This is a genomic window from Bradyrhizobium oligotrophicum (assembly GCF_051168495.1).
Lineage (GTDB): Bacteria > Pseudomonadota > Alphaproteobacteria > Rhizobiales > Xanthobacteraceae > Bradyrhizobium > Bradyrhizobium oligotrophicum_A.
In genome coordinates this window covers 271615-296927 of sequence record NZ_JBNPVB010000007.1, presented here as the reverse complement: position 1 = coordinate 296927, position 25313 = coordinate 271615, and the positions used below count along the sequence as shown (strand labels likewise).

Annotated in this window: 20 protein-coding genes and 2 pseudogenes; 15 read left to right on the top strand and 7 right to left on the bottom strand. The window is 63.6% G+C overall.

Annotated elements, in window-relative coordinates; translation table 11 throughout:
• The first annotated feature begins 99 nt into the window (after nucleotides 1-99).
• Nucleotides 100-1074 (top strand): arginase, encoded by a 975-nt coding sequence (rocF, locus tag ACQR1B_RS16425; RefSeq protein WP_434832551.1) that lies wholly within the window; start codon nucleotides 100-102, stop codon nucleotides 1072-1074.
• 67 nt (nucleotides 1075-1141) lie between these two features.
• On the opposite strand, the gene ACQR1B_RS16420 is transcribed toward rocF, so the two are convergent.
• Entirely contained in the window at nucleotides 1142-2773 is a 1632-nt protein-coding gene (locus tag ACQR1B_RS16420) for an NAD-dependent malic enzyme (protein ID WP_434832634.1), read from the bottom strand.
• 467 nt (nucleotides 2774-3240) lie between these two features.
• Here ACQR1B_RS16420 and ACQR1B_RS16415 point away from each other — a divergent pair, with 467 nt between their 5' ends.
• Nucleotides 3241-7098: an ATP-binding protein gene (locus tag ACQR1B_RS16415; protein ID WP_434832550.1), complete on the top strand. Its 3858-nt coding sequence runs from the start codon at nucleotides 3241-3243 to the stop codon at nucleotides 7096-7098.
• Nucleotides 7099-7194: 96 nt separating this feature from the next.
• Nucleotides 7195-8133, top strand: coding sequence for a hypothetical protein (locus tag ACQR1B_RS16410; protein ID WP_434832549.1), 939 nt, complete (start codon nucleotides 7195-7197; stop codon nucleotides 8131-8133).
• 8 nt (nucleotides 8134-8141) lie between these two features.
• Here the strand turns inward: ACQR1B_RS16410 and ACQR1B_RS16405 are convergent, their stop codons facing one another.
• Nucleotides 8142-8327 carry a hypothetical protein gene (locus ACQR1B_RS16405; protein ID WP_434832548.1) on the bottom strand — a complete coding sequence of 62 codons (186 nt, stop codon included), beginning with the start codon at nucleotides 8325-8327 and terminating at the stop codon, nucleotides 8142-8144.
• Between the two features lie 84 nt (nucleotides 8328-8411).
• Here ACQR1B_RS16405 and ACQR1B_RS16400 point away from each other — a divergent pair, with 84 nt between their 5' ends.
• The 4 genes and pseudogenes from ACQR1B_RS16400 to ACQR1B_RS16385 form a co-directional block, all read left to right on the top strand.
• On the top strand, nucleotides 8412-8987 hold the full coding sequence (locus tag ACQR1B_RS16400) for a hypothetical protein (RefSeq protein WP_434832547.1): 576 nt from the start codon (nucleotides 8412-8414) through the stop codon (nucleotides 8985-8987).
• A gap of 42 nt (nucleotides 8988-9029) precedes the next feature.
• Nucleotides 9030-9197 carry a hypothetical protein gene (locus tag ACQR1B_RS16395; protein WP_434832639.1) on the top strand — a complete coding sequence of 56 codons (168 nt, stop codon included), beginning with the start codon at nucleotides 9030-9032 and terminating at the stop codon, nucleotides 9195-9197.
• 4 nt (nucleotides 9198-9201) lie between these two features.
• Nucleotides 9202-9665 (top strand): annotated as a pseudogene (locus tag ACQR1B_RS16390) (GNAT family N-acetyltransferase).
• A 7-nt stretch (nucleotides 9666-9672) separates the two neighbouring features.
• Nucleotides 9673-9936: pseudogene (locus tag ACQR1B_RS16385) on the top strand (CoA transferase); the annotation flags it as partial.
• Nucleotide 9937: 1 nt separating this feature from the next.
• Here ACQR1B_RS16385 and ACQR1B_RS16380 read toward each other — a convergent pair.
• Entirely contained in the window at nucleotides 9938-10666 is a 729-nt protein-coding gene (locus ACQR1B_RS16380) for a CBS domain-containing protein (RefSeq protein ID WP_434832633.1), read from the bottom strand.
• Nucleotides 10667-10829: 163 nt separating this feature from the next.
• Here ACQR1B_RS16380 and ACQR1B_RS16375 point away from each other — a divergent pair, with 163 nt between their 5' ends.
• Nucleotides 10830-11192: a hypothetical protein gene (locus ACQR1B_RS16375; protein ID WP_434832546.1), complete on the top strand. Its 363-nt coding sequence runs from the start codon at nucleotides 10830-10832 to the stop codon at nucleotides 11190-11192.
• An 11-nt stretch (nucleotides 11193-11203) separates the two neighbouring features.
• Complete coding sequence (locus ACQR1B_RS16370) at nucleotides 11204-13078, top strand: PHA/PHB synthase family protein (RefSeq protein WP_434832545.1); 1875 nt, start codon at nucleotides 11204-11206, stop codon at nucleotides 13076-13078.
• A gap of 21 nt (nucleotides 13079-13099) precedes the next feature.
• On the opposite strand, the gene ACQR1B_RS16365 is transcribed toward ACQR1B_RS16370, so the two are convergent.
• Nucleotides 13100-14650, bottom strand: coding sequence for an AAA family ATPase (locus tag ACQR1B_RS16365; RefSeq protein WP_434832544.1), 1551 nt, complete (start codon nucleotides 14648-14650; stop codon nucleotides 13100-13102).
• Nucleotides 14651-14676: 26 nt separating this feature from the next.
• Nucleotides 14677-15666, bottom strand: a complete 990-nt coding sequence (locus ACQR1B_RS16360; RefSeq protein WP_434832543.1) for a zinc-dependent alcohol dehydrogenase family protein — start codon at nucleotides 15664-15666, stop codon at nucleotides 14677-14679.
• Nucleotides 15667-15923: 257 nt separating this feature from the next.
• On the opposite strand from ACQR1B_RS16360, the gene ACQR1B_RS16355 reads away from it, so the two are divergent.
• Nucleotides 15924-18617 (top strand): bifunctional acetate--CoA ligase family protein/GNAT family N-acetyltransferase, encoded by a 2694-nt coding sequence (locus ACQR1B_RS16355; protein WP_434832542.1) that lies wholly within the window; start codon nucleotides 15924-15926, stop codon nucleotides 18615-18617.
• A 39-nt stretch (nucleotides 18618-18656) separates the two neighbouring features.
• Here ACQR1B_RS16355 and ACQR1B_RS16350 read toward each other — a convergent pair whose 3' ends face one another.
• On the bottom strand, nucleotides 18657-19160 hold the full coding sequence (locus tag ACQR1B_RS16350) for a phage holin family protein (protein ID WP_434832541.1): 504 nt from the start codon (nucleotides 19158-19160) through the stop codon (nucleotides 18657-18659).
• Nucleotides 19161-19463: 303 nt separating this feature from the next.
• Between ACQR1B_RS16350 and ACQR1B_RS16345 the strand changes: the two genes are divergently transcribed.
• From ACQR1B_RS16345 to ACQR1B_RS16335, 3 genes are read left to right on the top strand one after another with little or no spacing between them, the layout of a single operon-like run.
• A complete protein-coding gene (locus ACQR1B_RS16345; protein ID WP_434832632.1) occupies nucleotides 19464-20600 on the top strand; it encodes an MlaE family lipid ABC transporter permease subunit in 1137 nt (378 codons plus the stop codon).
• A gap of 3 nt (nucleotides 20601-20603) precedes the next feature.
• Nucleotides 20604-21383, top strand: a complete 780-nt coding sequence (locus ACQR1B_RS16340) for an ABC transporter ATP-binding protein (RefSeq protein WP_434832540.1) — start codon at nucleotides 20604-20606, stop codon at nucleotides 21381-21383.
• Between the two features lie 2 nt (nucleotides 21384-21385).
• On the top strand, nucleotides 21386-22489 hold the full coding sequence (locus ACQR1B_RS16335; RefSeq protein ID WP_434832539.1) for an ABC-type transport auxiliary lipoprotein family protein: 1104 nt from the start codon (nucleotides 21386-21388) through the stop codon (nucleotides 22487-22489).
• A gap of 28 nt (nucleotides 22490-22517) precedes the next feature.
• On the opposite strand, the gene ACQR1B_RS16330 is transcribed toward ACQR1B_RS16335, so the two are convergent.
• A complete protein-coding gene (locus tag ACQR1B_RS16330; protein WP_434832538.1) occupies nucleotides 22518-22835 on the bottom strand; it encodes a c-type cytochrome in 318 nt (105 codons plus the stop codon).
• Between the two features lie 138 nt (nucleotides 22836-22973).
• On the opposite strand from ACQR1B_RS16330, the gene ACQR1B_RS16325 reads away from it, so the two are divergent.
• Entirely contained in the window at nucleotides 22974-23687 is a 714-nt protein-coding gene (locus tag ACQR1B_RS16325; protein ID WP_434832537.1) for a helix-turn-helix domain-containing protein, read from the top strand.
• 590 nt (nucleotides 23688-24277) lie between these two features.
• Nucleotides 24278-25009, top strand: a complete 732-nt coding sequence (locus tag ACQR1B_RS16320) for a Crp/Fnr family transcriptional regulator (RefSeq protein WP_434832536.1) — start codon at nucleotides 24278-24280, stop codon at nucleotides 25007-25009.
• Nucleotides 25010-25313: the final 304 nt, after the last annotated feature.

Sequence of the window (25313 nt, the reverse complement as noted above, 5' to 3'; positions counted from 1 at the left end):
TGCTGGCCGACGTCGGTTTGTGAATCCGGTGTATCGTTCGGCCTGCGCTCCATTCCGGTCCTGACCGGCTTGTCCGGGCGCATGTGAAAGGATCCCGATTTGGCTTCACCAGACACAGCAGCACCGCAGCGCATCGCCGTCCTCGGCGCGCCGATCGATCTCGGCGCATCCGTACGTGGCACGCTGATGGGGCCGGCGGCATTGCGCACGGCAGGGCTCGTCACCGTACTCGAAAGCCTCGGGCTCGACGTGACCGACTATGGCGACGTCGGCATCGCCGACATGCGCGAGTGTGGCGATGCGCCGCCGGCGAACGCCAAGCACTACCGCCAGATCCAACGCTGGTCCCGGGTGCTGGCGCGACGAAGCCATGAATTGGCGCAGACCGGCGCCATCCCGGTGTTCCTGGGCGGCGACCATTCGCTGTCGATGGGATCGGTGAACGGGATCGCGCGCCATTGCCGCGAGATCGGGCGCGATCTGTTCGTGCTCTGGCTCGATGCCCATGCCGACTACAACACGCCGGAGACGACCCTCACCGCCAACATGCATGGCATGTCCGCCGCCTTCCTGTGCGGCGAGCCGGGCCTCGATGGCCTGCTTGGCGACGAGGCGCGCGTGGGCATCAGCACAGATCAACTCGAGCTGTTCGGCATCCGCTCGATCGACAAGGCGGAAAAGGAGCTGCTGCGGCAGCGCCGTGTCAGCATTGCCGACATGCGCGCGATCGACGAATTCGGCGTCGGCGTGCTGATGCGCCGGGTTCTCGACAAGGTCCGCGCACGGAACGGCGTCCTGCATGTCAGCTTCGACGTCGATTTCCTCGATCCCGATGTGGCCCCTGGCGTCGGCACCACCGTGCCGGGCGGCGCGACCTATCGCGAGGCGCATCTCATCATGGAGCTGCTGCACGATTCCGGCCTGGTCCGCTCGGTCGACATCGTCGAGCTCAATCCTTTCCTCGACGACCGGGGCAAGACGGCGCGCGTCGCCGTGGAGCTGATCGCAAGCCTGTTCGGCCAGCAGATCACCGACCGGCCGACGCCGACCAACGCGATCGTTCCGGATCAATAGTCGGGCGGGCGGCGCTGGCGTCGGAGAATGCGGATGCCTCGATGCTTGGAGGCATCCGCGATGTCGATCAGTAGCGCGCGTCGTACATCTTCGACGCGACGAAGCCGAGCAGATCGTTCGGAGCGGGTCCCGTGGCGAGCCCGTTCTGAAAAGCCACGCTGGCGACCGCTGCGCCGATATGGGCGGAGACTTCGCGGATGCGCGGCAGCGCTGGGTAGAGACTGCCCTGTTCGAGATCGGCGCCGGTGACGCAGTTCGCCAGGGTGTGGGCCGCGGCCATGAACATCTCGTCGGTCACGAGCCGCGCGCCGCTGGCGATGGCCCCGAGGCCGACACCCGGGAAGATGTAGGAGTTGTTGCCCTGGCGCGGCACGAACGTCTTGCCGTCGAGCTTGACCGGATCATAGGGGCTGCCGCAGGCGAATAGCGCGCGGCCCTGCGTATGGCGATAGGCGGCCTCCGCCGAGCACTCCGCCTTGGAGGTCGGGTTGGAGAGCGCAAAGATGATAGGACGTTCGTTCAGCTCCGCCATTGCCTGCAGCACGTCCGGCGTGAAGGCGCCGCCAACGGCCGCGACGCCGATGATCGCGGTCGGCTTGAGCGTCTTGATCGCGGTCAGGAAGTCGCCGATCGGCGCCTGGTCGTGCGCATAGCGCAGCTTGTGGCCATGCAGGTTCTCGCGACCCTTGACGACGAGGCCGCGCGAATCCGTCAGCCAGGCGCGGCGCAGCGCCTCGGCCTCGGTGAGGCCCTCGGCCATCATGGCCGAGACGACAAGGTCGGCGATGCCGGTTGCGGCTTCGCCGGCGCCGAGGAATAGCACGGTCTGGTCGCGCAGCTTGCCGCCGGTGATGCGCAGTGCCGAGAACAGGCCGGCGAGCGCCACCGCTGCCGTGCCCTGGATGTCGTCGTTGAAGACGCAGGCATCATCGCGATATTTGTGCAGCAGCTTGAACGCCGCGTGGTTGGCGAAATCCTCGAACTGGATCAGCACGCCGGGGAAGGCGGCGCGCGCCGCCGTCATGAATTCGTCGACGAACGCGTCATAGGCCTCGCCCGACAGACGTTTCTGGCGCAGACCGATGTAATAGGGGTCGTTCAGCAGCTCCTCATTGTTGGTGCCGACGTCGAGCATGACCGGCAGGCACTCCTCCGGATGAATGCCGGCACAGGCCGAGTAGAGCGACAGCTTGCCGACCGGGATGCCCATGCCGTTGGCGCCGAGATCGCCGAGTCCGAGAATGCGCTCGCCGTCGGTGACGACGATGAGCCTGGCGCGATAGGGCCAGTTGGCGAGGATCTCCGCGATACGGCCGCGGTCGTTGGCGGAGATGAACAGGCCGCGCGGCCGCTGGAAGATCAGGCCGTATTTCTGGCAGGCGAGGCCGACGGTCGGCGTGTAGATCAGCGGCTGGATCTCGTCGATGTTGTCGCAGACCACCCGGAAGAACAGCGCCTCGTTGCGGTCGTGCAGCGCGTTCAGGGCGACATATTTTTCGAGATCGCTCGACAGGCTGCGGAGATTGACCAGGATGCGTTCGGCCTGGGCCTGCATCGACATGACGCCGGCGGGAAGGAAACCGCGCAGACCGAGCGCGTCGCGCTCCGGCTCGGTGAAGCCGGTGCCCTTGTTGAGCAGGGGATCCCGCAGCAGCGCGAGGCCGCGCGGGGAATAGGTGGGCAGCGTGGGTGCGCTCATGCGTTGCGGTTGGGTCAAGACAGTCTCCGAGGTGCTTTGTTCGAGCCCGCCACACCGGAGCGCGTCCTGCGTTGATCGGTATCAATCGCGGCGGGGTGGCGGGAACGGTCTGTTAACACAGTTTACGTCCCGCGTTGCACCAATGACGTTGTGCAACTGCTTTGCGTATGACGCAGAGGAAGGTCGTGAGGGTCGCTGAAGCGGGCCCCGTGACGAGCGACCACAGCAGGGCGAGCACGGCGACGGCCATGGTGGCCGTGCCTTAGGCCGCCGATCCGGCAAGCACGGGGGTCGCCTGCATGCCGACGCTCCCCCTGGGAGCGAGTGTCGCGCGAAATCGCAATCGGCCCTTTTTGTTCCCGGTTTCGGAACCGGAGGAGAATTCCGGCGTTTTTAAGCACGGTGATCATTGCGGGAGGGGACGTTTGCTGGACGAGCGGCAACCGGCGCGCGATCAGAGACTCAGCATGGCCGAGCGCGAACGGCTCTTTGCAGGCGGCAGCGAGCTCGCGGGGTTGATGCTGCAGTTCGATTGGGCGAGCACGCCGATCGGACCACCGGAGCATTGGCCGCAGAGCCTGAAGACGGCCGTGAGGATCATGCTGACATCCCAGCAGCCGATATGGATCGGCTGGGGGCGGGAGCTGATCTATCTCTACAACGACGCCTACAAGGCCATCATCGGCGGCAAGCATCCCTGGGCGCTCGGACGTCCGACCTCCCAGGTCTGGCACGAGATCTGGGAGGACATTGCGCCGCTGCTGGCCAAAGCGAGCGGCGGTGACCAGGGGACCTATGTCGAGGCCCAGCTCCTCATCATGGAGCGCAATGGTTTTCCCGAAGAGACCTACTACACGTTTTCCTACAGTCCCATTCCCGACGATGACGGTACGCCCGGCGGCATCTTCTGCGCCAATACCGACGACACCCAGCGTGTGATCGGCGAGCGCCAGCTGTCGCTGCTGCGTGCGCTCGCGAACGCCGGGGCCGAGGCGCGCAGCGTCGATCAGGCCTGTGCGAGCTGCGCGCACGCCTTGGCACAGGAGCCCCGCGATCTTCCCTTCGTCATGATCTACATGACCGAGCCGGACGGCGAAACGGCGCGGCTCGAGGGCTTGACCGGCATCGGCCGCGATCATCCCGCCGTGCAGCCGAAACTGCCGATTCAGCCGGACGCCATATGGCCGTTGGCCGAGTCGATGAGGGAGCAAACTGCGCTGCTGGTCCGCGATCTCGCGCAATCGTTCGGCGTCGCCTTTCCGAGCGGCGGCTGGCGGCAACCGCCGACGCGCGCCGTTGTGCTTCCGATTCCGCCGGCCGGTGAAGCCGGTCGTGGCGGCTTCGTGATTGCCGGGCTGAATCCGTTCCGCCTCTATGAAGAAAGCTATGCGCGTTTCCTTGGTCTCGTCGCCGGCCAGGTCGCCGCTGCCGTCAGCAATGGTGGAGCCTATGACGCCGAACGGCGCCGGGCCGAAGCATTGGCCGAGGTCGATCGCGCCAAGACGACGTTCTTCTCCAACATCAGCCACGAATTTCGAACGCCGCTGACGCTGATGCTGAGTCCGCTGGAGGACATGCTTGGCCGCGATGAGGACCGGCTGTCCGCCGATGCGCGATCCGTGCTCGGCCTGATCCATCGCAACGGCATTCGCCTGTTGAAGCTCGTGAACACGCTGCTGGACTTCTCCCGGATCGAAGCCGGCCGCATGACCGCCCGTTTCGAGCCCGTGGATCTCGCTGCCTTCACGTCCGAGCTCGTCTCCAACTTTCGCTCGGCGACGGATCGCGCCGGCCTGCGCCTCGTCATCGCGGCCGCTTCTCTCTCAGAGCCGGTCTATGTCGATCGCGACATGTGGGAGAAGATCGTCCTCAATCTGGTTTCCAACGCGTTCAAGTTCACGTTCGACGGCGAAATCGCGGTCACCGTCGGCCTCGCCGCGGATCGGCGCCATGCCGAGCTGATCGTTCGCGATACCGGCACCGGGATCCCATCCGCGGAGCTGCCGCATCTGTTCGAGCGGTTTCGCCGCGTCGAGGGCGCGCGTGGCCGCTCCTACGAGGGCAGCGGGATCGGTCTTGCACTGGTCCAGGAACTGGTGAAGCTTCACGGCGGCGAGATCGCGGCTGAAAGCGAGTTGGGCCGCGGCTCCGTCTTCTCGGTGCGCATTCCGCTCGGGTCCGCCCATCTGCCAGCCGGCCAGCTCGGAAGCTCGCGTGCGCTGGGCAGCACGAACAGGCGTGCGCAGGCCTATATCGACGAGGTGCTGGGCTGGCTGAACGGCGACGGCCCGATCGATCTTCCCCACCCATCCTCGCCCGACGACCTCGGCCTCCGCTCCGGGGCCTCTCCCGGTCGGGACCGCGTGGTGCTCGCGGACGACAACCCTGACATGCGCGACTATATCCGTCGTCTGCTCGGCGACAATTACGAAGTGGACGCCGTCGCCGACGGTTCGGCCGCGCTCGAGGCCATTCGCCGGCGTCGCCCCGATCTGGTGTTGACCGACGTCATGATGCCGCGGCTGGATGGCTTCGGTCTCTTGCAGGCGCTTCGCAGCGATAGGCAGCTGCGCGACATTCCCGTCGTCGTCCTGTCCGCCCGAGCCGGCGAGGAGGCGAAGGTCGAGGGGCTCGACGCCGGCGCCAGCGACTACCTCAGCAAGCCCTTCAGCGCGCGCGAGCTGCTGGCGCGCGTGCGTGCCAACATCGATCTCGCCAGGGTCCGGCGTGAGGCGGAGACAACGCTGCGCGAGCTCAACGAGCGGCTGGAGGCCCAGGTCTCCGAGCGCACCGCGGAGCTGCAGGCCAAGGAGGCGCGGCTCCGCACGATCTTCGAGGCGAGCTACACGTTCCAGGCACTGCTGTCGTCCGACGGCACGCTGCTCGACGCCAATGCGACCTTGCTCGAAGCGATCGCCGCGCCCCTGGACGAGGTCGTCGGCCAGCCGTTCTGGGAGACGCCGTGGTTCGCGAGCACACCTGGCATGCCCGAGGTGATCAGATCGCTGGTCGACGCCGTGGCCCGCGGCGACGAGGCGCGACAGGAGCTCCAGCTCGACCTCCCGGTCGGCGGCTGCCGCTGGTTCGACTTCCAGATGCGGCCGGTCCGCGACGAGACCGGTCAGGTTGCCGCCATCGTACCCGAGGCGGTCGAACTCACCGAGCGGCGCAAGGCCGAGGAGGCATTCCGCCAGGCGCAGAAGATGGAGGCGATCGGCCAGCTCACCGGCGGCGTGGCGCACGACTTCAACAATATGCTGACCGTGATCAGATCGTCGGCCGACCTCCTGCGCCGGCGGCAGCTGCCGCCCGACCGCATCCGACGCTATGTCGATGCGATCTCGGACACGGCGGATCGTGCGGCCAAGCTGACGGGGCAACTGCTCGCGTTCGCGCGCCGCACGCCGATGGAGCGCCGTGTCTTCGATGCGGCAGAGCACATCGAGCAGATCGAGGAGATGCTGCAGACGGTGCTCGGGGCGCCGGCGACGGTCGAACTCGATCTGCGATCGCGGCCGCTGCCGGTCGACGTCGACATCAATCAGTTCGAGACCGCGCTCGTGAACCTCGTCGCCAATGCCCGCGACGCCATGGACGGGCGCGGCGTCCTGACCATTCGCGGGGACCGCGTCCGACAGGACGGTCCGGGCGGACAGCAGCGGTTCGTGTCGATCGCCGTCAGCGATACCGGCTGCGGCATTGCGCCCGATCAGATCGATCGCATCTTCGAGCCGTTCTTCACGACCAAGGGCGTGGGACGCGGCACGGGTCTCGGCCTGTCCCAGGTCTATGGCTTCGTGCACCAGTCCGGTGGCCGCGTGCTGGCCGAGAGCGAGGTCGGCAAGGGCACGACACTGACCCTGCTGCTTCCACTCACGCACAAGCCGCTCGAGCGGCGCGAGCGCAACGCGCACAGCCCCGACCAGCCGGCCGCGCGATGGAACGTGCTGGTGGTCGAGGACAACCCCGAGGTCGGCGAATTCTCCACGCAACTGCTCGAAGACCTCGGCTACCGAACCGTGCTGGCGCGCAGCGGCGCCGACGCGCTGCGCATGATCGACGACAGCCCGGCGAGCTTCGATCTCGTCCTCAGCGATGTGGTGATGCCGGGAATGGACGGCGTCACCCTCGGCCACGAGATCCGCCGGCGGCTTCCCCTGATTCCGATCGTGCTCAACAGCGGCTACAGCGATGTTCTCGCGGAAGGCGACCGTCACGGCTTCAGCCTGATTCACAAGCCGTATTCCGTGGAGGAGCTGTCGCGCGTGCTGCGCCTGGTCATGGCCGCGCGCGGGGCGGGGTCCGGGCCGGCGGTGTCGGAGTGAAGGCGCAGGGTATCGGCCCGGCCGTCGTTGCTGCTGGATCGATACTTGAAGGAACGCGTCGCGCCGGAGTAGTTTCAGGCTCTGGGGGACGGGGAAATGGCGCTTGAGCAATGGTCGCCGGGCGGGGGCAGGGCGACGCGGTGGGGACGCGCGCTGCTCGTGTGCGTGGCGCTGGTCGTGAGCAGCAGCGCGTTCGCAAAGGACGGCGAGGAGGCGCCGCCGCCGGCGGGCCTCGCCAACGTCTATATCGACTTTCGCACGAACTACGCCTATGTGCCCGGTGGTGCGTTGTCGACGGGGCTCGGTGACTCCTCGCTGTTCGCGACCCTGTCGCAGATCGCCACCTTGCGACGGCTGCTCGACCGACCGGCTTTGCCGGGACGGCCGCAATTGTCGGCGCCGACCAACCAGGGCGTCGGCGTCGACGTTCCGCTGACGGTCGATCTCGGCGATGCTCTCTCGCTCTATGGCGGCTTCACCGGGAGCACGTCCTCCAACGGCCTGACCGGGTGGTCCGACGTGGCGGTGACGAGCTGGTTCCTGGGCTTCCAGGCCGACGTCTATCAGCAGAACGGTGGCGCGATCCCGACATTGACGCTGCAGTCGACGCTGACCCGCGCGGTGCCGGACGCGCCATTGGCGACGACCTCGTTCAATACCGTCGTCGAGACCAAATACGCACTCGACGCCGAGGAGATGCGGGGCTGGCTCGCGGGTGTCCAGTACACACACGTCGACGTGGACTCCGCGCTCGCGCATGTCGGCAGTACGATGGCCGGCTATGTCGGCGGCTTCTATCAGTGGGAGAACAACTGGAAGGTCTCCGCGCGCATCGGCCTCCAGTCGTTCCGCGGCGCGCAGCTGCTTGCCGTGACTCCGATCGCATCCTACACGCAGCCGCTGCTCAGGCTGGATCTCGACCGGATGGACGATGACGACAACCGCCTGTTCGGCGTCACGGCCCAGATCGCCTGGGCGCCCAAGCCGACCTATCAGCTGACGGTGAGAACGCCGCTCTATGCGATCAAGAACTGATCCGCCGGCTAGCGCATGCTGACGAACTTGCCCCAGAGGCCGGCGAGCACCGCACCCGTCATCATGTAGTGTGGCTTGTCGCAGAACAGGCTGCCATATTGGCAGACATCGGCGCCGACCGATCCGAGCTGATGCTGGCCGGCGACATAGAACAGTGCCGATGAAACGGCCATGACGACAGCAACGACGTACATCGGAAAATCTCCCTCGACGGCTCAGCCCGACGGGCTATCAGCGACACGCTGACGATCACCCGAGGTCACGCCCGAGGTTCGCGCTTGACACGTCGGGCAAATCAGGCGCATTTTGTCATCGTCGAAAAAATCATAGAGCCCGCGCCGAGAATTCGGCAGCGGGCTTTTTGTTTGGCCGAAGGGGATTTCGCCGGGCGGTTATCGGAATCGGAAAGTCTGACGGACGCATTTCGATCAAATTTGACACGTCGGGCAAATCACCGGCATAGTGTCATCATCGAATTTTCCGAAATTACGGGAATCGGCAGGCGCATCGCCTGCGGGCTTTGTGCTGATGTCGGCGCCGAATGGTCGCCATCGCTCTCGAACCACGCGAGGCCGTCGATCGCGGGCATGTGCGAAAGCGCGTCCTCGCACTCACCTTTGTCTGGATATTGGCCGGCCCCGCGCGAACGGGGCGGCTCGCGGCCGCAGCGATCGTCGCTGCGTCCGCTGCGGTTCCTCGAACGGGGGATAGGGTTCGCGCCCGAAGCGATCGCGTTGGCCGCGATCCGCCGCGACTTTTTTTCATTCGATCAGGAGAAGCCGATGACCGCCTATCTGATCTCGCTGGCCCTGCTGGGTCTCGTCGTGATCGCCGCAACCGATCTGCGGTCGTGACGGCACTACGCGAATCCACTCGTCATCAATCCGGAAGCGACCATGTCGAAAACGATCACTGAGCTCCGCGCGGACTTTCAGCACCTGCGGCGCTGGCGCAAGAGCGTGGAGCAGGCCCAGAGCTACACGTTCAAGGCCGTCATCACCGTCATCGCCACCGGTCTCGTCGGCGCGATCTGGCTCGGTATCAAAGTCGTGCTCGGAAAGTGATGTCGTGTCCAGCCGGATCCAGCAGCGGGTGGGCCGCTTCCGCGTCGGTGAGGTCGATGCGTGCGAGCCCGACACCCTCGAGACCTTGAAGGATCTCCACGCGCAGATTTTTCTCGATCGTGCACCTCTGCCCGATTTCGAAGCCGGCCATTGGTGGATCACGAGCGAACTGGGACAACCCATCGCCTTTGCCGGTCTGATTCCATCCGCCTTGGGCAGCGGAATAGGCTATCTGTCGAGGGTCGGCGTTTTCTGCGGGAGCGCTGTGGGCACGGACTTCAGCGGCGCATGATGCGCGCGATCGAGCAGTGTGCGCGGCGTTCCGGACTGTATTGCATCGTTTCCGATACGACGGACAATGTCGTCTCCGCGAACAACTTCATCCGCTGCGGATATGTGTTGTTCCAACCCGGACGGCCATGGGCGTGGGCGAACTCGCTCTACTGGCGCAAGATAATCCGCCCGTGAGTGGCCAATCAGCCTTGCGCGTGTGCCCGGTTTCGTTGCAGCCCAGGCAGGGCCACCCGCGGCATTGGCCTGCGGGCTGCCGTTGCGCGCGCGATTGAGCAAATCATGTGCTGAGTTCATCAAGATCGAGCAGCCGGTCAGGGGCGACGATACCCGCGCTTACAAGCATGCCGAACTCGGCGGCGAAAGCGTAGCCTTTCTCAGTCTCGACCGCAACAAGCGTGGCATGGTGCTGGATCTCGCGATTCCCCAGGCCAGAGAGATTGCGCGCCTCAACTGGCCTTGGCCATGTCCTCGTCTTCCGGCGAGTTCAGGTACATGCCCGACATCGTATCGACCCAGCACAGATGATCGTGCACCTTCTTCACACCAGAGACGGTTTCGGCGGCGACAACCGTCGCCTGACGCGAACGCTCCTCAGTGATGACACCGCTCAAATGAACGATGCCGTCCTTGACGATGACCGACAGCCCGAACGGGCACCAATCGTTCTTCTCGATGGTATCGATGACGCGGTTGCGGATGTGATCGTCATCGGCCGTCGGATCCGGCACCTGCCGTCCGAGCGTGGCGACCGCCTGCAGCAGATTCGCGCGCGACACGATGCCGACCACCTGGTCGCCCTTGACCACCGGCAACCGCTTCACATGGTTCTTTTCCATCAGCTCGACGATTTCTGCGAGCGCGGCGTCTTCCGTGATCGTCAGCGGCGTCTTGGTCATGACCTCGGAAACCTTGCGTCCATGTTCGTGGACGAAGTCGGCGGCCGATTTCCCCGGTCCAAGAATGAAGCGCAGCCAGCGGCCGCGTTTGCGTCCGGTGCCGATCTCCGTTCGGCGAATGAAGTCTCCTTCGGAGACGACGCCCACCAGCTTACCGGCGGTATCGACCACCGGCAGGCCGCTGACATGGCGTTGGAGCATGATGTTGGCCGCATCCACAATCGAGGTGTCCGGGGTGACGGTGATGACGGGACGGGTCATGATCTGATGGGCGCGCATGGCGAACTCCGATGTCAAAAGCTGACGAAGGGTAGGCCGCCGGGCAAGGCGTGAATTGACCCAGGTCAAAGAGCCGGTTGCGCCGTCATTGATGCAGCTCAAGGTCTCGACGTGGACATCGAGCTAAAGGGACATCTCCATCCAGCGAAAGGGGAGGTTGCATATGCCTGAGCTCTCCGAAGCGAATGCCGTGGCCGAAGAAACCGCCAAGCTATCCGAACGTGTGGCGCTCTCCAACAAGCACGCGCTCGAGCTGCTCATCGGATCACAGCAGATCATCTTGGAAGAGATCATCTTCGCCGGCAACGAGGCGCTGGACCGCGCACGGACGGAAACGCATCTGCTGGCCGAGTTCGTTGCGAAACTGGCGGGTGTGCATTCCGTCAAGGGAATTCAAGCGATGGTCCAGGAATGCGGACAGCATCAGCTCGACTTTGTCCGGCGGGATTGCGACCGGCTGTTCAAGCATGGGCAGCGTCTCATCGATGCCAGCGTGAATCTCGCGGGGCAGCGGTGGCAAAGCTGAAAAGTGCGGGAATGTCGCGTCCGGACCAGCGGAAACGCGAAGGAAAGATATCCAGCGATCAGATCGGTGCCGTCAACCTCGAAGGGACCTCGCCGCAGGTGACGGCGGGCCAGCTTGCTGTATCTGGCGGCACGTCGCTTTCTCAAGAAGCCGAAACGGGCTCCAGGGAGTTTCGGCGTGAAGGCCATGAGCTGGACAGGGCCTTTAGCGCTGTCCTGGCGCGCTTGACCGGTGGGATCTCGCCGGCCGCCCTGTCGATGGCCTATCTGGACTGGGCCTGTCATCTTGTCGCAGCGCCGCAGCGCCAGATCGAAATTGCGCACGATGCCTGGCGTTGCGCGAGGCAGCTCGCCGAGCGGTCATTGCATTTTGCCGATCCGAACCGCAGTCCCTGGGATCTCATCAAGCCGCAGGCCAACGATCATCGCTTCTCCAAGCCGCAATGGGCGACGCAGCCGTTCAACCTGTTCGCGCAGGCGTTCCTGCTCGGGGAGGACTGGTGGCACAAAGCAACGACCGGCATTCGGGGCGTCGACCCCGCCAATGAAGCCGTCGTCGATTTCTCGCTGCGTCAGCTGCTTGATGTGTTCGCGCCATCGAACTTCGCAGCGACCAACCCCGAGGTTCTGGACAAGACAATCCGGAGCGGTGGCGAAAACCTCGTCTTCGGCTGGCAGAACTGGCTTGCCGATCTCAAGCAGGTGCTGCAACCCGGAAAGGCATCGAGCAGCGCCGAGTTCGTGGTCGGCAAGACGGTCGCGACCGCGCCAGGCAAGATCGTCCTTCGTAACCAGTTGATCGAGCTGATCCAATACGCTCCGACGACCGAGAAGGTACGGCCCGAACCGATTCTGATCGTGCCGGCCTGGATCATGAAATATTACATCCTGGATCTGTCGCCGCACAACTCCCTGGTGAGGTATCTCACAGACCAGGGCTTTACCGTGTTCATGATCTCCTGGCGAAATCCAGGAGCAAAGGACCGTGATCTCGCTTTCGACGACTACCGGTCGCTCGGCGTCATGGCCGCATTGGGCATGATCGGCAGGATCGTTCCGGACACGCAAGTCCATGCCGTGGGCTATTGTCTTGGAGGAACGCTGCTCTCGATCACCGCAGCCGCCATGGCGCGGGACGGCGATAGCCGCCTCAAGACGATTACGCTGTTTGCAGCCCAGACCGATTTCACCGAGGCTGGCGAGCTGACGCTCTTCATCAACGAAAGCCAGGTTGCCTTCCTGGAAGATGTGATGTGGGAGCGTGGCTATCTCGACACGACGCAGATGTCCGGCGCATTTCAACTGCTTCGGTCCAACGATCTGATCTGGTCGCATGTCTCGCGCGATTATCTTCTCGGTGAACGGGCCAATCCGAGTGATCTGATGGCCTGGAATGCAGATGCGACGCGGCTGCCGTATCGGATGCACTCCGAATATCTGCGCAAGTTGTTTCTGAACAACGATCTTGCCGAAGGAAGGTACCAGGTCGACGGAAAGCCGGTGTCGCTCTCGGACATTCACACCCCGATGTTCGTCGTCGGAACCTTGCGCGATCACGTTGCGCCGTGGAAATCCACGTACAAGATCCACTACGAGGTCGATGCCGACGTGACTTTTGCGCTGGCCAGCGGCGGGCACAATGCCGGCATCGTGGCGCCGCCGGGTCAACCGGGACATTCGCACCAGGTGCGCAGCAAGGCGGCCGATGCGCCCTATCTCGGCCCGGACGAGTGGCTGAGTACGTCCCCCCGGATCGAGGGATCGTGGTGGCCGACCTGGATCGTCTGGCTCGCGCAACAGTCGGCAGCCCCGGGTGCGCCGCCGCCGCTCGGGACGGACAGCTCAACTGAACTTGGGAGCGCGCCGGGCGACTACGTCCACACCTGACCGGGGGGCGCCGCGATGCTGTCAGGCTCGGGCGCTGATCTTCAGCAATGACAGGGCGCGATCCAGTGTCGCTTCCGGCGTTCCTGAGGCATCCACCTGCAGCCAATCCAGCGCGCCGATGTCATAGCGCTCCTGCTCCTCGGCAACGACCGCCGTTGCATCGGACGCATCGTTGACCCGATGTTGAATCCGCTCCTGCCGGATGCGCAGGTCTGCGACGAGGAAGAGCCCGGCGAAAGGCACCTTCAACTGCTGCGCCAACCCGCGGATGTCTTTCCGCTCGGTCTGACGTGCAAAAACGGCATCGACGATGACCGTAAAGCCTTGAGCCAGCGCACGAGCAGCGAGCTTCCCCAATTCCTGATACACGCTTGCGCTTGATTCAGGCGTATAGGCGCCCGTTGGCAACCGATCCGTCTGCGCGACGCCAGACAGCTGCTTGCGGAGCACGTCGCTGCGCAGAACGATCGCGCCGGGTCGAGGGGCCAAGACCGGAGCGAGCGCGCGCGCCAAGGCGGATTTTCCGGTTCCTGACAGGCCGCCGACCGCAATCATCATCGGGGCGACCGGCTGAATGAGCTGGCGTGCCAATTGGAAATAGCTCTTCGCGATATCGAATGTCATCTGGGCGTCGATATCCGAGTGGTCAGAATGCTCGCGATCGAGCTTTGCAAGAAACACCTGAGCGCGGATGGCTGCCCGCATGGTCATGAACAGGTGTAGCGCGGCGAGGCCCTCGGTCTGCTCAGGCGCGGCGATCGAAAGGTAGCGGTTCAGCAGCCGATTGGCTGCGGCCGGCAGCGAAAAATGCAGCAGATCCATCAATGGAAATGCGAGATCGTAGAGAACGTCGATCGTGGCGATGCGGTCGTCGAATTCGATGGCATCGAACAGCACCGGCTCGTCGTCGATCACGACGACGTTGGCCAAATGGAGGTCGCCATGACAGCGTCGGACGTGGCCTTCGGCAGCGCGCCGTTCGAGCAGCGGCCTCAGGCGCGTGAAGGCGGACTGGCAGAGAACGCTGAGTTCCTCGATCTCGGTGTCCGCAAATCGCCGGCCAGCTCTGAAGCTGGCAACGAACGCGTCGATCCAACGGGGGATGGAGTCGATCCAACCGCTGATTGAGATCTCGGTGGCGACCCGATGCGATGCTGCGATCGTCTCGGCCAGACGTTCAGCCAAACCGGCGCTCATCTGCCCCTTGCCTGCGAGATGATCGACCGTCTGGCTGTCATCGAAGCGGTGCATCTCAACGGCGTATTCGACCGGACTGCCCGAGCCGCCGATCTCGAATGAACCGTTTGCTGCCTTCGTGACGGCGACGACACGGAGGTAGATGTTCGGGGCAAACTGCCGGTTGATCTCCAGTTCCTTCGCGCACGCTGCCTTTCGGAGCGCGAGCGTCGAATAGTCGAGGAACGGGAGCCGGATCGCCCGCTTGATCTTCAGCGCGCGATCGCCGAACAGGAAGACGGAAGCCGCATGCGTGTCGATCCGGCGGACGCCGGGATGACGCTCGGTGTCGCCCAGGAACGCGAAGACGAGATCCTGGTCGGAGGTTGACGTCATAAGTCGCGACTCCCGGTGTTCGAGTTTCAGGCGTCCGGGACAAGGACGGCTGCGCCGAGAATGTCGCCTTGCCTCAATCGGGCAAGAACGGCGTTCGCCTCGGACAGCGGATAGGGTGTTGTATGAGTCCGGATCTGAGCCTGCCGAGCAGCATGCAGGAAGTCGAGGCCATCCTGTCGCGTCAGGTTCGCGACGGACATCACGTGGCGTTCCCCCCAAAGCAGCGAATAGGGGAAGCTCGGAATGTCGCTCATATGGATGCCCGCGCAGACGACCCGGCCGCCCTTTCGAACCGCCTGGAGAGCAGCCGGAACGAGTTCGCCGGCGGGGGCGTAGATGATGGCCGCATCCAGGCCAACATCGGGACGCTGGTCCGAGGCTCCGGTCCATGTCGCGCCGAGTTGAAGGGCCAGATCTTGTGCCGTTCGATCATGTTCGCGGGTGAACGCGTAGATCTGGCGTCCCTGCCAGCGAGCGACTTGTGCAATGATATGACCCGCTGCTCCGAAGCCGTAAATTCCAAGCCGCTGGGCGTCGCCGGCCATGACCAGAGAGCGCCAGCCGATCAGGCCGGCGCACAGCAGCGGCGCGGTGGCGACATCATCATTCAGGCCGTCGAGCGGAAATGCATAGTTTGCGTCAGCGACGGCGTGGCTCGCATAGCCGCCATGACGCGTGTAGCCGGTGAAGACGGGCTCATCACAGAGATTTTCCATTCCCTTCGTGCAGAATGGGCAATGGCCGCAAGTATGACCCAGCCAGGGAATGCCGACTCGCGCGCCTATTCGATGCGTGGTCACACCGGCACCGATGCGGTCGACATGGCCGACGATCTCATGACCAGGAATGATCGGATAGGGAATGCCGGGCAATTCTCCATCGTAGAGATGCAGATCGGTCCGGCAAACACCGCATGCGCTAACCCTGACGCGGATCTCGCCAGGACCGGGCTCGGGATCGGCGAGCGTCTCGAACTGGAGCAGTGCTCCTGGTCCTTGCAACACCATCGCGTGCATCGAGAGCTCCTGGGCAGCGCTGTGCTCGAAGACATAAGTTCATTCCGGCCAGGACCGTTTGATGTTCGTCAAGGCCCCCTGCGAGCCGGAGAGCATATCAAAAGCCGTTGAGCGGAACGAGGCGGGTCTGCGAGAGCGGAGCCGCGTCATATTCGTCCTGTGCTGGGATGATAAGTCACGTTGGAGCTGCCGCGGATTGAAACTAAGATGCCTGCGCGGGCGCGGCTGCCTTTCGCGAGCTGATGCTGGATATCGACATGTCGACCTACCGATTGCGGAACCTGCTCCTGCCTCGCTCCATCGCCCTGGTCGGCGGGAGTCCGCGGCCGAATTCGGTGGGAAGAGCCATTCTCGACAACGTCGTCAAGGCGGGGTTCGAGGGCGAGCTTGGTCTGGTCAACTCACGCTATAAGGAGATATCCGGCGTTGCGTCGGTGGGCCGTCTCGCAGAGCTGCCGTTCGCGCCGGAACTGGTGGTGATCACGACGCCACCTCCTTCGATTCCCGGTCTGATCGATCAGGCCGGCGCCCTCGGTGCCGCCGGCGCACTCATCATCACGGCGGGCCTTGGACATGGCGCGGGATCATTGGCCGATCAGGTCGAGAAGGCCGCGCAGAAGTACGGCATGCGTCTGATCGGACCGAATTGTCTGGGCATCATGATGCCGGCCATCAAGCTCAATGCGAGCTTCTCGGCGCACATGCCGGTCGCGGGAAGCCTGGCGCTGATTTCGCAGTCCGGCGCCATTGCTGCAGGCATGGTGGATTGGGCAGCACAGCGCGGCGTCGGTTTCTCCGGCATCGTCTCGATCGGCGATCAACTGGAGCTCGATCTCGCGGACCTCTTGGATCATTTCGCGCTGGATGGGGGGACCCGCGCGATCCTGCTTTATATCGAAGCCGTCAAGGATGCGCGAAAGTTCATGTCGGCGGCGCGAGCCGCAGCCCGGGTCAAGCCGGTCGTCGTCGTCAAATCGGGCCGCGGGGCGGTCGGAGCGAAGGCGGCGGCAACGCATACAGGAGCGCTGGCGGGAGCAGATGCCGTCTATGAAGCAGCGTTTCGCCGCGCGGGCGTTCTGCGGGTTTCGGATCTGCGTGAACTGTTCGATTGCGCCGAAACACTTGGGCGAGTGGAGTCGCCGACGGGCAAGAGGCTGGCCATCCTGACCAATGGCGGCGGGATCGGGGTGCTCGCCGTCGATCGCCTGGTCGAACTCGGAGGAATTCCAGCAGCGCTGTCACCGGCGGTTCATGACAAGCTCGACGCCGTGCTTCCGCAAACCTGGTCCGGATCGAACCCTGTCGACATCGTCGGCGATGCAGATGCGGCACGATATACGGCTTCGCTCGAGGCCCTGCTGGCCGACCAGGCCAACGACGCGATTCTCGTGCTGAACGTTCAGACGGCGATTGCATCCGCAAACGACATTGCGACGGTTGTCACTCAGTTCGTCAGCGCCTACCGCAAGCAGCACCGGCGCTGGGCCAAGCCGGTGCTGGCGACATGGGTCGGTGCGGAGCAGCAAGTCATCGAGACCTTGAGTGGCGCAGGAATTCCCAACTACCCGACCGAGGATGATGCCGTTCGTGGCTTCATGCATCTCGTCCGCCATCGCGAGGTGGTCGAAGCGCTCGCAGCTGTTCCGCCGGCGATGCCGAGCTCCTTTGCGCCCGACGTCGAGGCTGCGCGCCAAATCGTCGACACAGCGCTCGCCGACGGCCGAACCTGGCTCGATCCCGTCGAAATCAGCCGCTTGCTCGAGGCTTACGATATCGCCATGGTGCCGACCTTTGCGGCCTCTTCGGTCGACGAGGCGGTTGCTTTTGCGAACCAGCTGTTTGCCCAGGGCGCGACCGTCGTGCTCAAGATCCTGTCGAGGGACATCGTCCATAAATCCGACGTTGGCGGTGTCGTCCTCAATCTGACCACGGCCGAGGCCGTTCGCAACGCGGCGAACGAGATCATGACCCGCGCCAAGTCTGTTCGCCCCGACGCGCGGATTTCCGGAGTGATCGTGCAGGCCATGGTCGTGCGCGCCAAGGCGCGGGAACTGATCATGGGCGTGGCTGATGATCCGACGTTCGGGACCGTCATCGTGTTCGGCCGCGGCGGGACCGCTGTCGAGATCATTAATGACAAGGCGCTGGGCTTGCCTCCGCTCGATCTCCAGCTGGCGCGCAACCTCATCGAGCGAACGCGTGTCTCGCGCTTGTTGCGCGCCTACCGCGACGTTCCGGCGGTCAAGCCGGATGCAGTCGCGTTGGTTCTGGTCAAGCTTGCACAGCTCGCAGCAGACGTTCCCGAGATCCGCGAACTGGACATCAACCCGTTGCTCGCCGACGAGAGCGGCGTCATGGCCGTGGATGCGCGCGTCGCAGTCGGCAAGGTCCCGCCCAAGTTCAAGGGCTCCGGGCCGTCGAACTTTGCCGTTCGACCCTATCCGAGCCAGTGGGAGCGTCACCTCCAGGTCAAGGATGGCTGGCGCATCTTTGCGCGGCCGATCCGCCCCGAGGACGAGCCCATCATTCATGGGCTTCTCAAGAACGTGACTCCCGAAGACCTCCGCCTGCGTTTCTTTGCGCCGATGAAGGAGTTCACGCACGACTTCATCGCGCGTCTGACGCAGCTGGACTACGCGCGAGCGATGGCCTTCGTCGCTCTCGACGAAGCCACCAACGAACTGGTCGGCGTCGTCAGAATTCACTCTGATTCTGTCTATGAGAGCGGGGAGTACGCGATTCTGTTGCGGTCGGATCTCAAGGGAAGAGGTCTCGGCTGGGCGCTGATGCAGTTGATCATCGAATATGCCAAGGCGGAGGGCCTGAAGATGATCTCCGGCGACGTCCTACAGGACAACATCGTGATGCTGGAGATGTGCAGGAATCTCGGCTTCGAAGTCAAGACCGACCCGAGCGAGCGCGACCTCTGCAACGTCAAGCTGAGGCTTTAGACTGAGATTGTCCCTCTCATCGTTCCGGTGGAAGCGTGTTCAAGTCGCCGGAGCGTCACCCGGCGGCGGATTAGTCGTCTCGCTTTCGGACGAGCCATGCGAGCGCAGCATCCTGATGATCATCGTCGCCAAGGGAACGATCAGAAGCGGAATGAGGCTGTTGAGTGGATGATTGACCACGCCCGAGATTCGGGATTGCAGGGATCGCGCTTCCAGCTGCAGCGCATCCATCGATGAGGAATGGATCTCGTTGGCCAGCTCGAGTTCGCGGCCGTCCGGCTCGCGCGCCGCGATGATCAACAGGATCGCCGCGATGACGAAATTGCAAGCGCCGAGGGCTGCGGCGGCCAAGACAGCGGAGGTGACCTGGACCAGCGCGAGATAAGCCGCGAGCTCGAGCATCAGAAGGCCGAAGACGGCAATCAGTGCAGCAAAAGCGCGCAGGCCGAGCCCGACGAGCAGGTGCCGAAGCCTGATGTCGGCGATGACACGGTCGGTACGCCAGAGAAGGCGTAAATGTTTAGCGACATTCTCCGTATCCACTCAACTTCTCCGCAGTAGGAGGCCGACGGCCAGGCCGATTGCCAGCGCTGTGGCCATTGCCAAGATCGGACGGGCCCGGGCTGAGCTCGTGCGTCAGAGTTTCCAACTCGTTCCTGAGCATTGCAGGGGCGGCCGCCGTATATTTTCCCGTTGTCGATTTCATTGTAGAATCGGCGGCAGCGAGAGGCTTGATTTCGCTCAATCGGCTGCGCTCATCGCATTGATTCATATCAAGCGCTTGGGATCGGCGGGATCTAGGAACGGATGGTGCCCTGGGGCACGCCGGGCAGGGGAGACATTCCATTGCGTTCTCATCCAGGATTGACCGCCGAGGCGACGGACGGGGTGCTTGAGCTCCGTCCCAGTGGATCCTGGGTCTCTCTCAATGTGGCCGAACTCGAGAGTCTGACCGGCTCTGCCGGCATCAAGCTCAGTCAGTCAAAGGCCGTGAAGCTCGACCTTGGAGCAGTCAGCGAGATCGATACGGTTGGCGCCTGGTTGCTCGAGAAGCTCAGCCGTCGAGTCGCCGCTGACGGCCGGCGCGTGGAGATGACCGGTGTGGCCGAGAACTATGTCGGCCTCGTCGAGGAGGTGCGGCAGGTCAATCGGCGCGCAATCGCGCCGGCGCCGCAGCAGAACCCGATCGTGGCCAAGCTCACCGATCTCGGCCGTTCGACGGTGGGGGCCGGCCAGGACATCATCGTGTTCCTGGACATGCTGGCGGCGCTGTCGGTTGCGTTGGTGCGAGCGCTGCGCCGGCCGCGGTCGCTGCGCGTGACTTCACTCGTCTATCAGATGTACCGGATCGGATGGCAGGCCATTCCGATCGTGGTGCTGATCACGTTCCTGATCGGCGCGATCATTGCACAGCAGGGGATCTTTCATTTCCGCCGTTTCGGCGCTGAATCCTACGTCGTCGACATGGTGGGAATTCTGGTCCTGCGCGAGCTTGGTGTCCTGATCGTTGCGATCATGGTGGCAGGACGATCGGGAAGCGCCTACACGGCGGAACTCGGATCAATGAAGATGCGCGAGGAGATCGATGCCCTGGTCACGATGGGGCTTGATCCGGTCGATGTCCTGATCCTGCCACGGATCGTCGCACTGGTCCTGACATTGCCCATTCTGGCTTTCATCGGGTCCATGGCGGCGCTGTACGGCGGAGGGCTGGTCGCCCAGTTCTACGGCGGCATGGGGCCGGCGATCTTCGTCGCGCGACTTCACGAAGCAATCTCCATCACGCATTTCGAGGTGGGGATGTTGAAGGCGCCTTTCATGGCACTGGTGATCGGCATCGTCGCCTGCAGCGAGGGCCTTCGAGTCAAGGGCAGCGCTGAATCATTGGGGCAGCAGACGACGACCTCCGTCGTGAAGTCGATCTTTCTGGTGATCGTGCTCGATGGGCTGTTCGCCGTGTTCTTTGCATCCATTGGAATGTAAGCGATGGATGATCCCGAAAGATCCTGCGCCATCCGCGTCACCGATCTCGTCGTCGGTTTTGGCCGGCAGGTCGTTCTGAACGAACTGTCCCTGCAGGTCCGGCGCGGCGAGATTCTGGGGCTGGTCGGGGCGTCCGGTGGCGGAAAATCGGTCCTGATGCGGACGATCATCGGGCTCATTCCAAGACGCAGCGGGACCATCGAGGTCATGGGCGTCCCGCTTGGTGGTGCAGCGGACCGTGCCACCCAGGATGCGGCGGCGCGCTGGGGCATCCTGTTCCAGCAGGGCGCTCTGTTTTCGTCCCTGACCGTCAAACAGAACGTCCAATTTCCGCTGCGGGAAAATCTGCAAATGTCGCCGGGCCTGATGGACGAGATCGCGATCGCGAAACTTGAAATGGTCGGCCTTCGGGCGGAAGACGGCGACAAGTTTCCAGCCGAACTCTCCGGAGGCATGACCAAGCGTGCCGCACTGGCGCGGGCTCTCGCGCTCGACCCGGCGATTGTGTTTCTCGATGAGCCGACCTCCGGCCTCGATCCGATCTCCGCCGGCGATTTCGACGCTCTGATCAAGACGCTTCAGCAGACGCTGGGGCTGACCGTGTTCATGGTGACGCATGATCTGGCCAGCCTGAATACGGTCTGCGATCGCGTCGCGGCCTTAGCCGACGGCAAGATCGTCGCGATTGGTCCGATGAGCGATCTGCTTCGATCAGAACATCCCTGGGTCAAGGCCTATTTCCACGGCAAGCGATCCCAGATGCTGCAACCGAAAGCGAGTTGAACATGGAAACGCGTGCTCCCTTCGCTGTCATCGGCGGCTTCGTGCTGGCAGCGATCGTCGCGATCTTCGGTTTCGTGTACTGGCTCAACAACACGGGAGGTCTCGGGCCGCGAACGACCTACCATGTGCAGTTCGAAGGATCAGTGCCGGGGTTGCTGGTCGGCGCGGCCGTCCTGTTCAATGGAATCCGGGTTGGCGAGGTGACGGATCTCGGCCTCGCGCCGGACAACCCGCGCCGGGTCAACGCAACGATTTCGGTCACGTCGACCACGCCGGTGCGAACCGACACCAAGGTCGGTCTGGAATTTCAGGGACTGACGGGAGTCCCCGTCATCGCGCTGGAGGGCGGCTCGTCGTCTGCTGCGGCGAGCGCCGTGTCGACGCTGGTGGCGGAGGCGGGGGCCGGTCAGAGCATGACTCAGGCGGCGCGCGACGCCTTGCGACGCGTCGACGCCGTGCTGGCGGAGAATGCCGGGCCGCTGAAGGATACGATCGCCAATCTCGAGACGTTTTCGGAGGGGCTGGCGCGGAATACCGGCAAGCTGGATGGGATCGTCTCCGGCCTCGAGAAGATGACGGGCGGCGGCGCACCGGCCCAGAAGGTCACCTATGATCTCGCCGCGCCGCGAGACTTGGGTCCGGTCGGCAAGACCATCAAGGGCCAACTCGCCATTCCCGAACCGACGTCGGTCGCGATGCTACAGACCCAGCGCATGCTGTTTTCGCCGGCCAAGGACTATCCGGGCTTCGCCGATTTCCTATGGGCAGACAGCATCCCGAAATTGCTGCAGGCGCGCCTGATCGACTCCTTTGAGAACTACGACGTCGCCCACGCTCCGCTGCGGACGTCCGATCTTGGGCAACCAGACGTTCAGTTGCTGATCGATGTCCGCCGGTTTCGGATCAACGCCGACACGGCAGCGGTGGCTGAGATCAGTCTGTCGGCGCGTCTCGTCGACAAGACTGGCAAGATCATTGCGTCGCGGCTTTTTGACGAAAGCCAACCGATTGCCCAGCTCAATTCGGCCGATGCCGTGACGGCCTTCGACCAAGCCTTCGGGCGCATCGCCAAGTCCATCCTGATATGGACCGTCCAAGCCCTCTAGCCGGGGGGCCGCTTGCCCCGGAAAGCGGCTATTCGAGACTCTTCAAATACGACAGCAGGTCGTTGATTTCAGCCGGTGCAAGCTCGAATTGCGGCATTGCCGGATGGCCGGTGACGATTCCTTCAGCGAGCGCCTCACCCAACGTTTCGATGGGATAATGCAGGTGAAGCGTTCGAAACGGAGGTGCCGGCTTGAAGGGGCTGTCCCCGGTTCTGCCGATGGCATGACATCGCGCGCAGTTGTTCCTTGCGTAGGCTCGGCCCCGCTGTTCCGGCGTCGAGCCGGCATAGGACGGGTCAGTCAACGAGAGAAACAAAATAAGAGTGCAGAAGGCAGACCGCTGCATGCATCACGTCCGGGGTACGGGGTATTTTCGCCACGATACGGCCCGGATCCTCCCCTCAATTGATTTGAATCAACTGGAACTTCGAGCATCCGTTACAATGCGGCTACGATCCTCGCCCTTGGCCCAGCGGAGCCCTGTATGAAGACGTCTCTGGTTGCAGTCGATTTCCATGGGCAGGGCTGCGCCGATTGTGCAGTGCGAGGTTTCAGCGTGTGCGCATCGCTGGACCAGTTCGAGATGCGCGAGTTCGAGCAACTCAGCCGCCGCGTCAGCTTCGCCTCCTGCGAGACGGTTTTCGCACAAGAGGATACGTCATCCTGCTTCTACAATCTGCTCGACGGCGTCATGAGGCTCTACAAGCTCCTGCCCGACGGTCGCAGACAGATCGTCGGATTTGTGCTGCCTGGCGACTTCGTGGGAATGACGACCGAGGAGCGGCATGGGTTCTCGGCCGACGCAGTTGGTCCGGTCACGGTGTGTCAGTTTGCCAAGCTGCCGTTTTCTCGTTTTGCCGAGGACAAGCCGAACCTCCTGCGCCGGATGAACGAATTGGCCGTGCAGGAGCTCAATCACGCGCGGGACCACATGGTTCTGCTCGGTCGCAGATCTGCTGAGGAAAAGGTTGCGACCTTTCTCGTCGGTTGGAGAGATCGGCTGGTCGAGCTTCGAGGGCCCGCCAAGACAGTGCCGCTCCCGATGAGCCGGCAGGACATCGCCGACTACCTCGGCCTGACCATCGAGACGGTCAGCCGCACGTTCACGAAGCTCGAGCGGGATGGCATCATCGCCATCCTCCCCGGCGGCGTATCGCTCCGGGATTCGGCGCGTGTCGAGGCGCTGGCGGCGGCCTGACCCTCGACGGGTCGACGCGCGTTTCGGCTTGCATTGATCTGAATCAAGGACGGCCGCACGATCGTTGCGGAACAATGGCTCAAACTCGAAGAGGGGGAGAGACATGCCGTTCGATGCCATGGTGGTCAGCTTTGCGGTGGTGGGGGTTTTCGTCGCGTTTGCCGCGGTCCTGCTCTGGGCCGATTCTCAGACCAAGTCCCGGACCTGAAGCCGGGAGGCGCCCGAACAGAGGCGGCCGGGTTTTCCGAGACCGGTTGCCAACCGGATCGCAGTTCGTGCGGGGGCAGGTCGGCAAGGTCGCTGTCCATTGCTAAATGATGCCTTGTTGACCCTCGGGTCGGCTGAGATCGCCCGGGGTGCGCTGGCTTTTGCCCCCTCCATTTGATCTTCGTTGCATTTTCCTGGACAAACCGCCGATCTGCCGTATTCCGAAGGAGAGCGGAAATCGAAGGATGGGCGGTCGCAAGGCCAAGGGATCGTCTGTGCTGGTGGCTGTAGGCGCGTTCGTGGTCCCTTGACGTGATGGGGCCCGGTCACCGGCTTCGACATCTCCCTTGGCCGGCGGGATATGGACGCCTGGGAGATGCGGTGTGACTGAGGAGAAAAAGGCGAACAGCCGACCGTCCAGCGGCGGCAAGCTATCGGTGCTGCGGCAGCATCCGATCTTTCGCGAACTCGAGTCCGATGCCCTCGATCAACTCTGCCGTTATGCAAAGCCGACCACGCTGAAACGTGGCGCAACGATATTCTCGAAAGGAGATCCCGGCTCGAGCCTGTACGCCGTGATCAGCGGGACTGTCAAAATCAGCGTCTCGTCGCCCGACGGCCGCAACGCCATCCTGAACTTGATCAGCGCCGGCGAAATCTTCGGTGAAGTCGCCGTGCTCGATGGCAGGGAACGAACCGCCGACGCGACGGCCAATACGAACTGCGAGATCCTCGTCATCGATCGCCGCGACTTCCTGCCCTTCGTCAAGAGCCAGCCGGTGCTTGCGATGAAATTCATCGAGCTGCTTTGCGACCGGCTGCGCTGGACCAGTGATCAGGTCGAGCAGGTCATCCTGCAGGATCTTCCCCGGCGCCTGGCCAGCGCTCTGCTTGGTTTGACCGAAAAGCAGAAAGGGGACGCCGCAAGCCGCACCATCGCCATCACCCAGCAGGAGATCAGCGAGATGGTGGGCATGACGCGCGAGAGCATCAACAAGCAATTGCGTGCATGGGCTGCACGGGATTGGGTTCGCCTCGAGCACGGTGCGATCGTGCTTCTGAACCCAGAGCCGCTACGCGGTCTGGCCGGGTCCGGCGAAAGCACCGACGAGTAGGGCGCTCGGACTGCGTTGGGCCTAAGCTCCTCCCCTCTCTCGCGAGTGGTCGGCGATGATTTCCGCGTGTCGATTGGGGGTGTGGCGGCGGGCCGAGGAGCAAACGCTCGATGTGAACAGCAGCAGACACAAGCCGCCGACCGGGGGCGTCTGCTTGGCGACGTAGGTCAGTTCATGTGCAGATTAGGCCTGTAACCGGCGGCCGCGATGAACGTAGGAAAGAACGGCGTCTTGCCGATGATCTCGATGATCTCGCTGCCAGCAGCCTTGGCCTTCTCCGTCGCCTCTCGCTCACAGTTCCCGC

What these genes read in the sequence shown, in the direction of transcription:
- ACQR1B_RS16395 (WP_434832639.1), top strand. Translation starts at nt 9,030, where the DNA reads ATGTCGAAAACGATCACTGAGCTCCGCGCGGACTTTCAGCACCTGCGG.
- ACQR1B_RS16405 (WP_434832548.1), bottom strand. Translation starts at nt 8,327, where the DNA reads ATGTACGTCGTTGCTGTCGTCATGGCCGTTTCATCGGCACTGTTCTAT.
- ACQR1B_RS16370 (WP_434832545.1), top strand. Translation starts at nt 11,204, where the DNA reads ATGTCGCGTCCGGACCAGCGGAAACGCGAAGGAAAGATATCCAGCGAT.
- ACQR1B_RS16330 (WP_434832538.1), bottom strand. Translation starts at nt 22,835, where the DNA reads ATGCAGCGGTCTGCCTTCTGCACTCTTATTTTGTTTCTCTCGTTGACT.
- ACQR1B_RS16340 (WP_434832540.1), top strand. Translation starts at nt 20,604, where the DNA reads ATGGATGATCCCGAAAGATCCTGCGCCATCCGCGTCACCGATCTCGTC.
- ACQR1B_RS16360 (WP_434832543.1), bottom strand. Translation starts at nt 15,666, where the DNA reads ATGCACGCGATGGTGTTGCAAGGACCAGGAGCACTGCTCCAGTTCGAG.
- ACQR1B_RS16335 (WP_434832539.1), top strand. Translation starts at nt 21,386, where the DNA reads ATGGAAACGCGTGCTCCCTTCGCTGTCATCGGCGGCTTCGTGCTGGCA.
- ACQR1B_RS16355 (WP_434832542.1), top strand. Translation starts at nt 15,924, where the DNA reads ATGTCGACCTACCGATTGCGGAACCTGCTCCTGCCTCGCTCCATCGCC.
- ACQR1B_RS16410 (WP_434832549.1), top strand. Translation starts at nt 7,195, where the DNA reads ATGGCGCTTGAGCAATGGTCGCCGGGCGGGGGCAGGGCGACGCGGTGG.
- ACQR1B_RS16375 (WP_434832546.1), top strand. Translation starts at nt 10,830, where the DNA reads ATGCCTGAGCTCTCCGAAGCGAATGCCGTGGCCGAAGAAACCGCCAAG.
- ACQR1B_RS16420 (WP_434832634.1), bottom strand. Translation starts at nt 2,773, where the DNA reads ATGAGCGCACCCACGCTGCCCACCTATTCCCCGCGCGGCCTCGCGCTG.
- ACQR1B_RS16365 (WP_434832544.1), bottom strand. Translation starts at nt 14,650, where the DNA reads ATGACGTCAACCTCCGACCAGGATCTCGTCTTCGCGTTCCTGGGCGAC.
- ACQR1B_RS16325 (WP_434832537.1), top strand. Translation starts at nt 22,974, where the DNA reads ATGAAGACGTCTCTGGTTGCAGTCGATTTCCATGGGCAGGGCTGCGCC.
- ACQR1B_RS16380 (WP_434832633.1), bottom strand. Translation starts at nt 10,666, where the DNA reads ATGCGCGCCCATCAGATCATGACCCGTCCCGTCATCACCGTCACCCCG.
- ACQR1B_RS16415 (WP_434832550.1), top strand. Translation starts at nt 3,241, where the DNA reads ATGGCCGAGCGCGAACGGCTCTTTGCAGGCGGCAGCGAGCTCGCGGGG.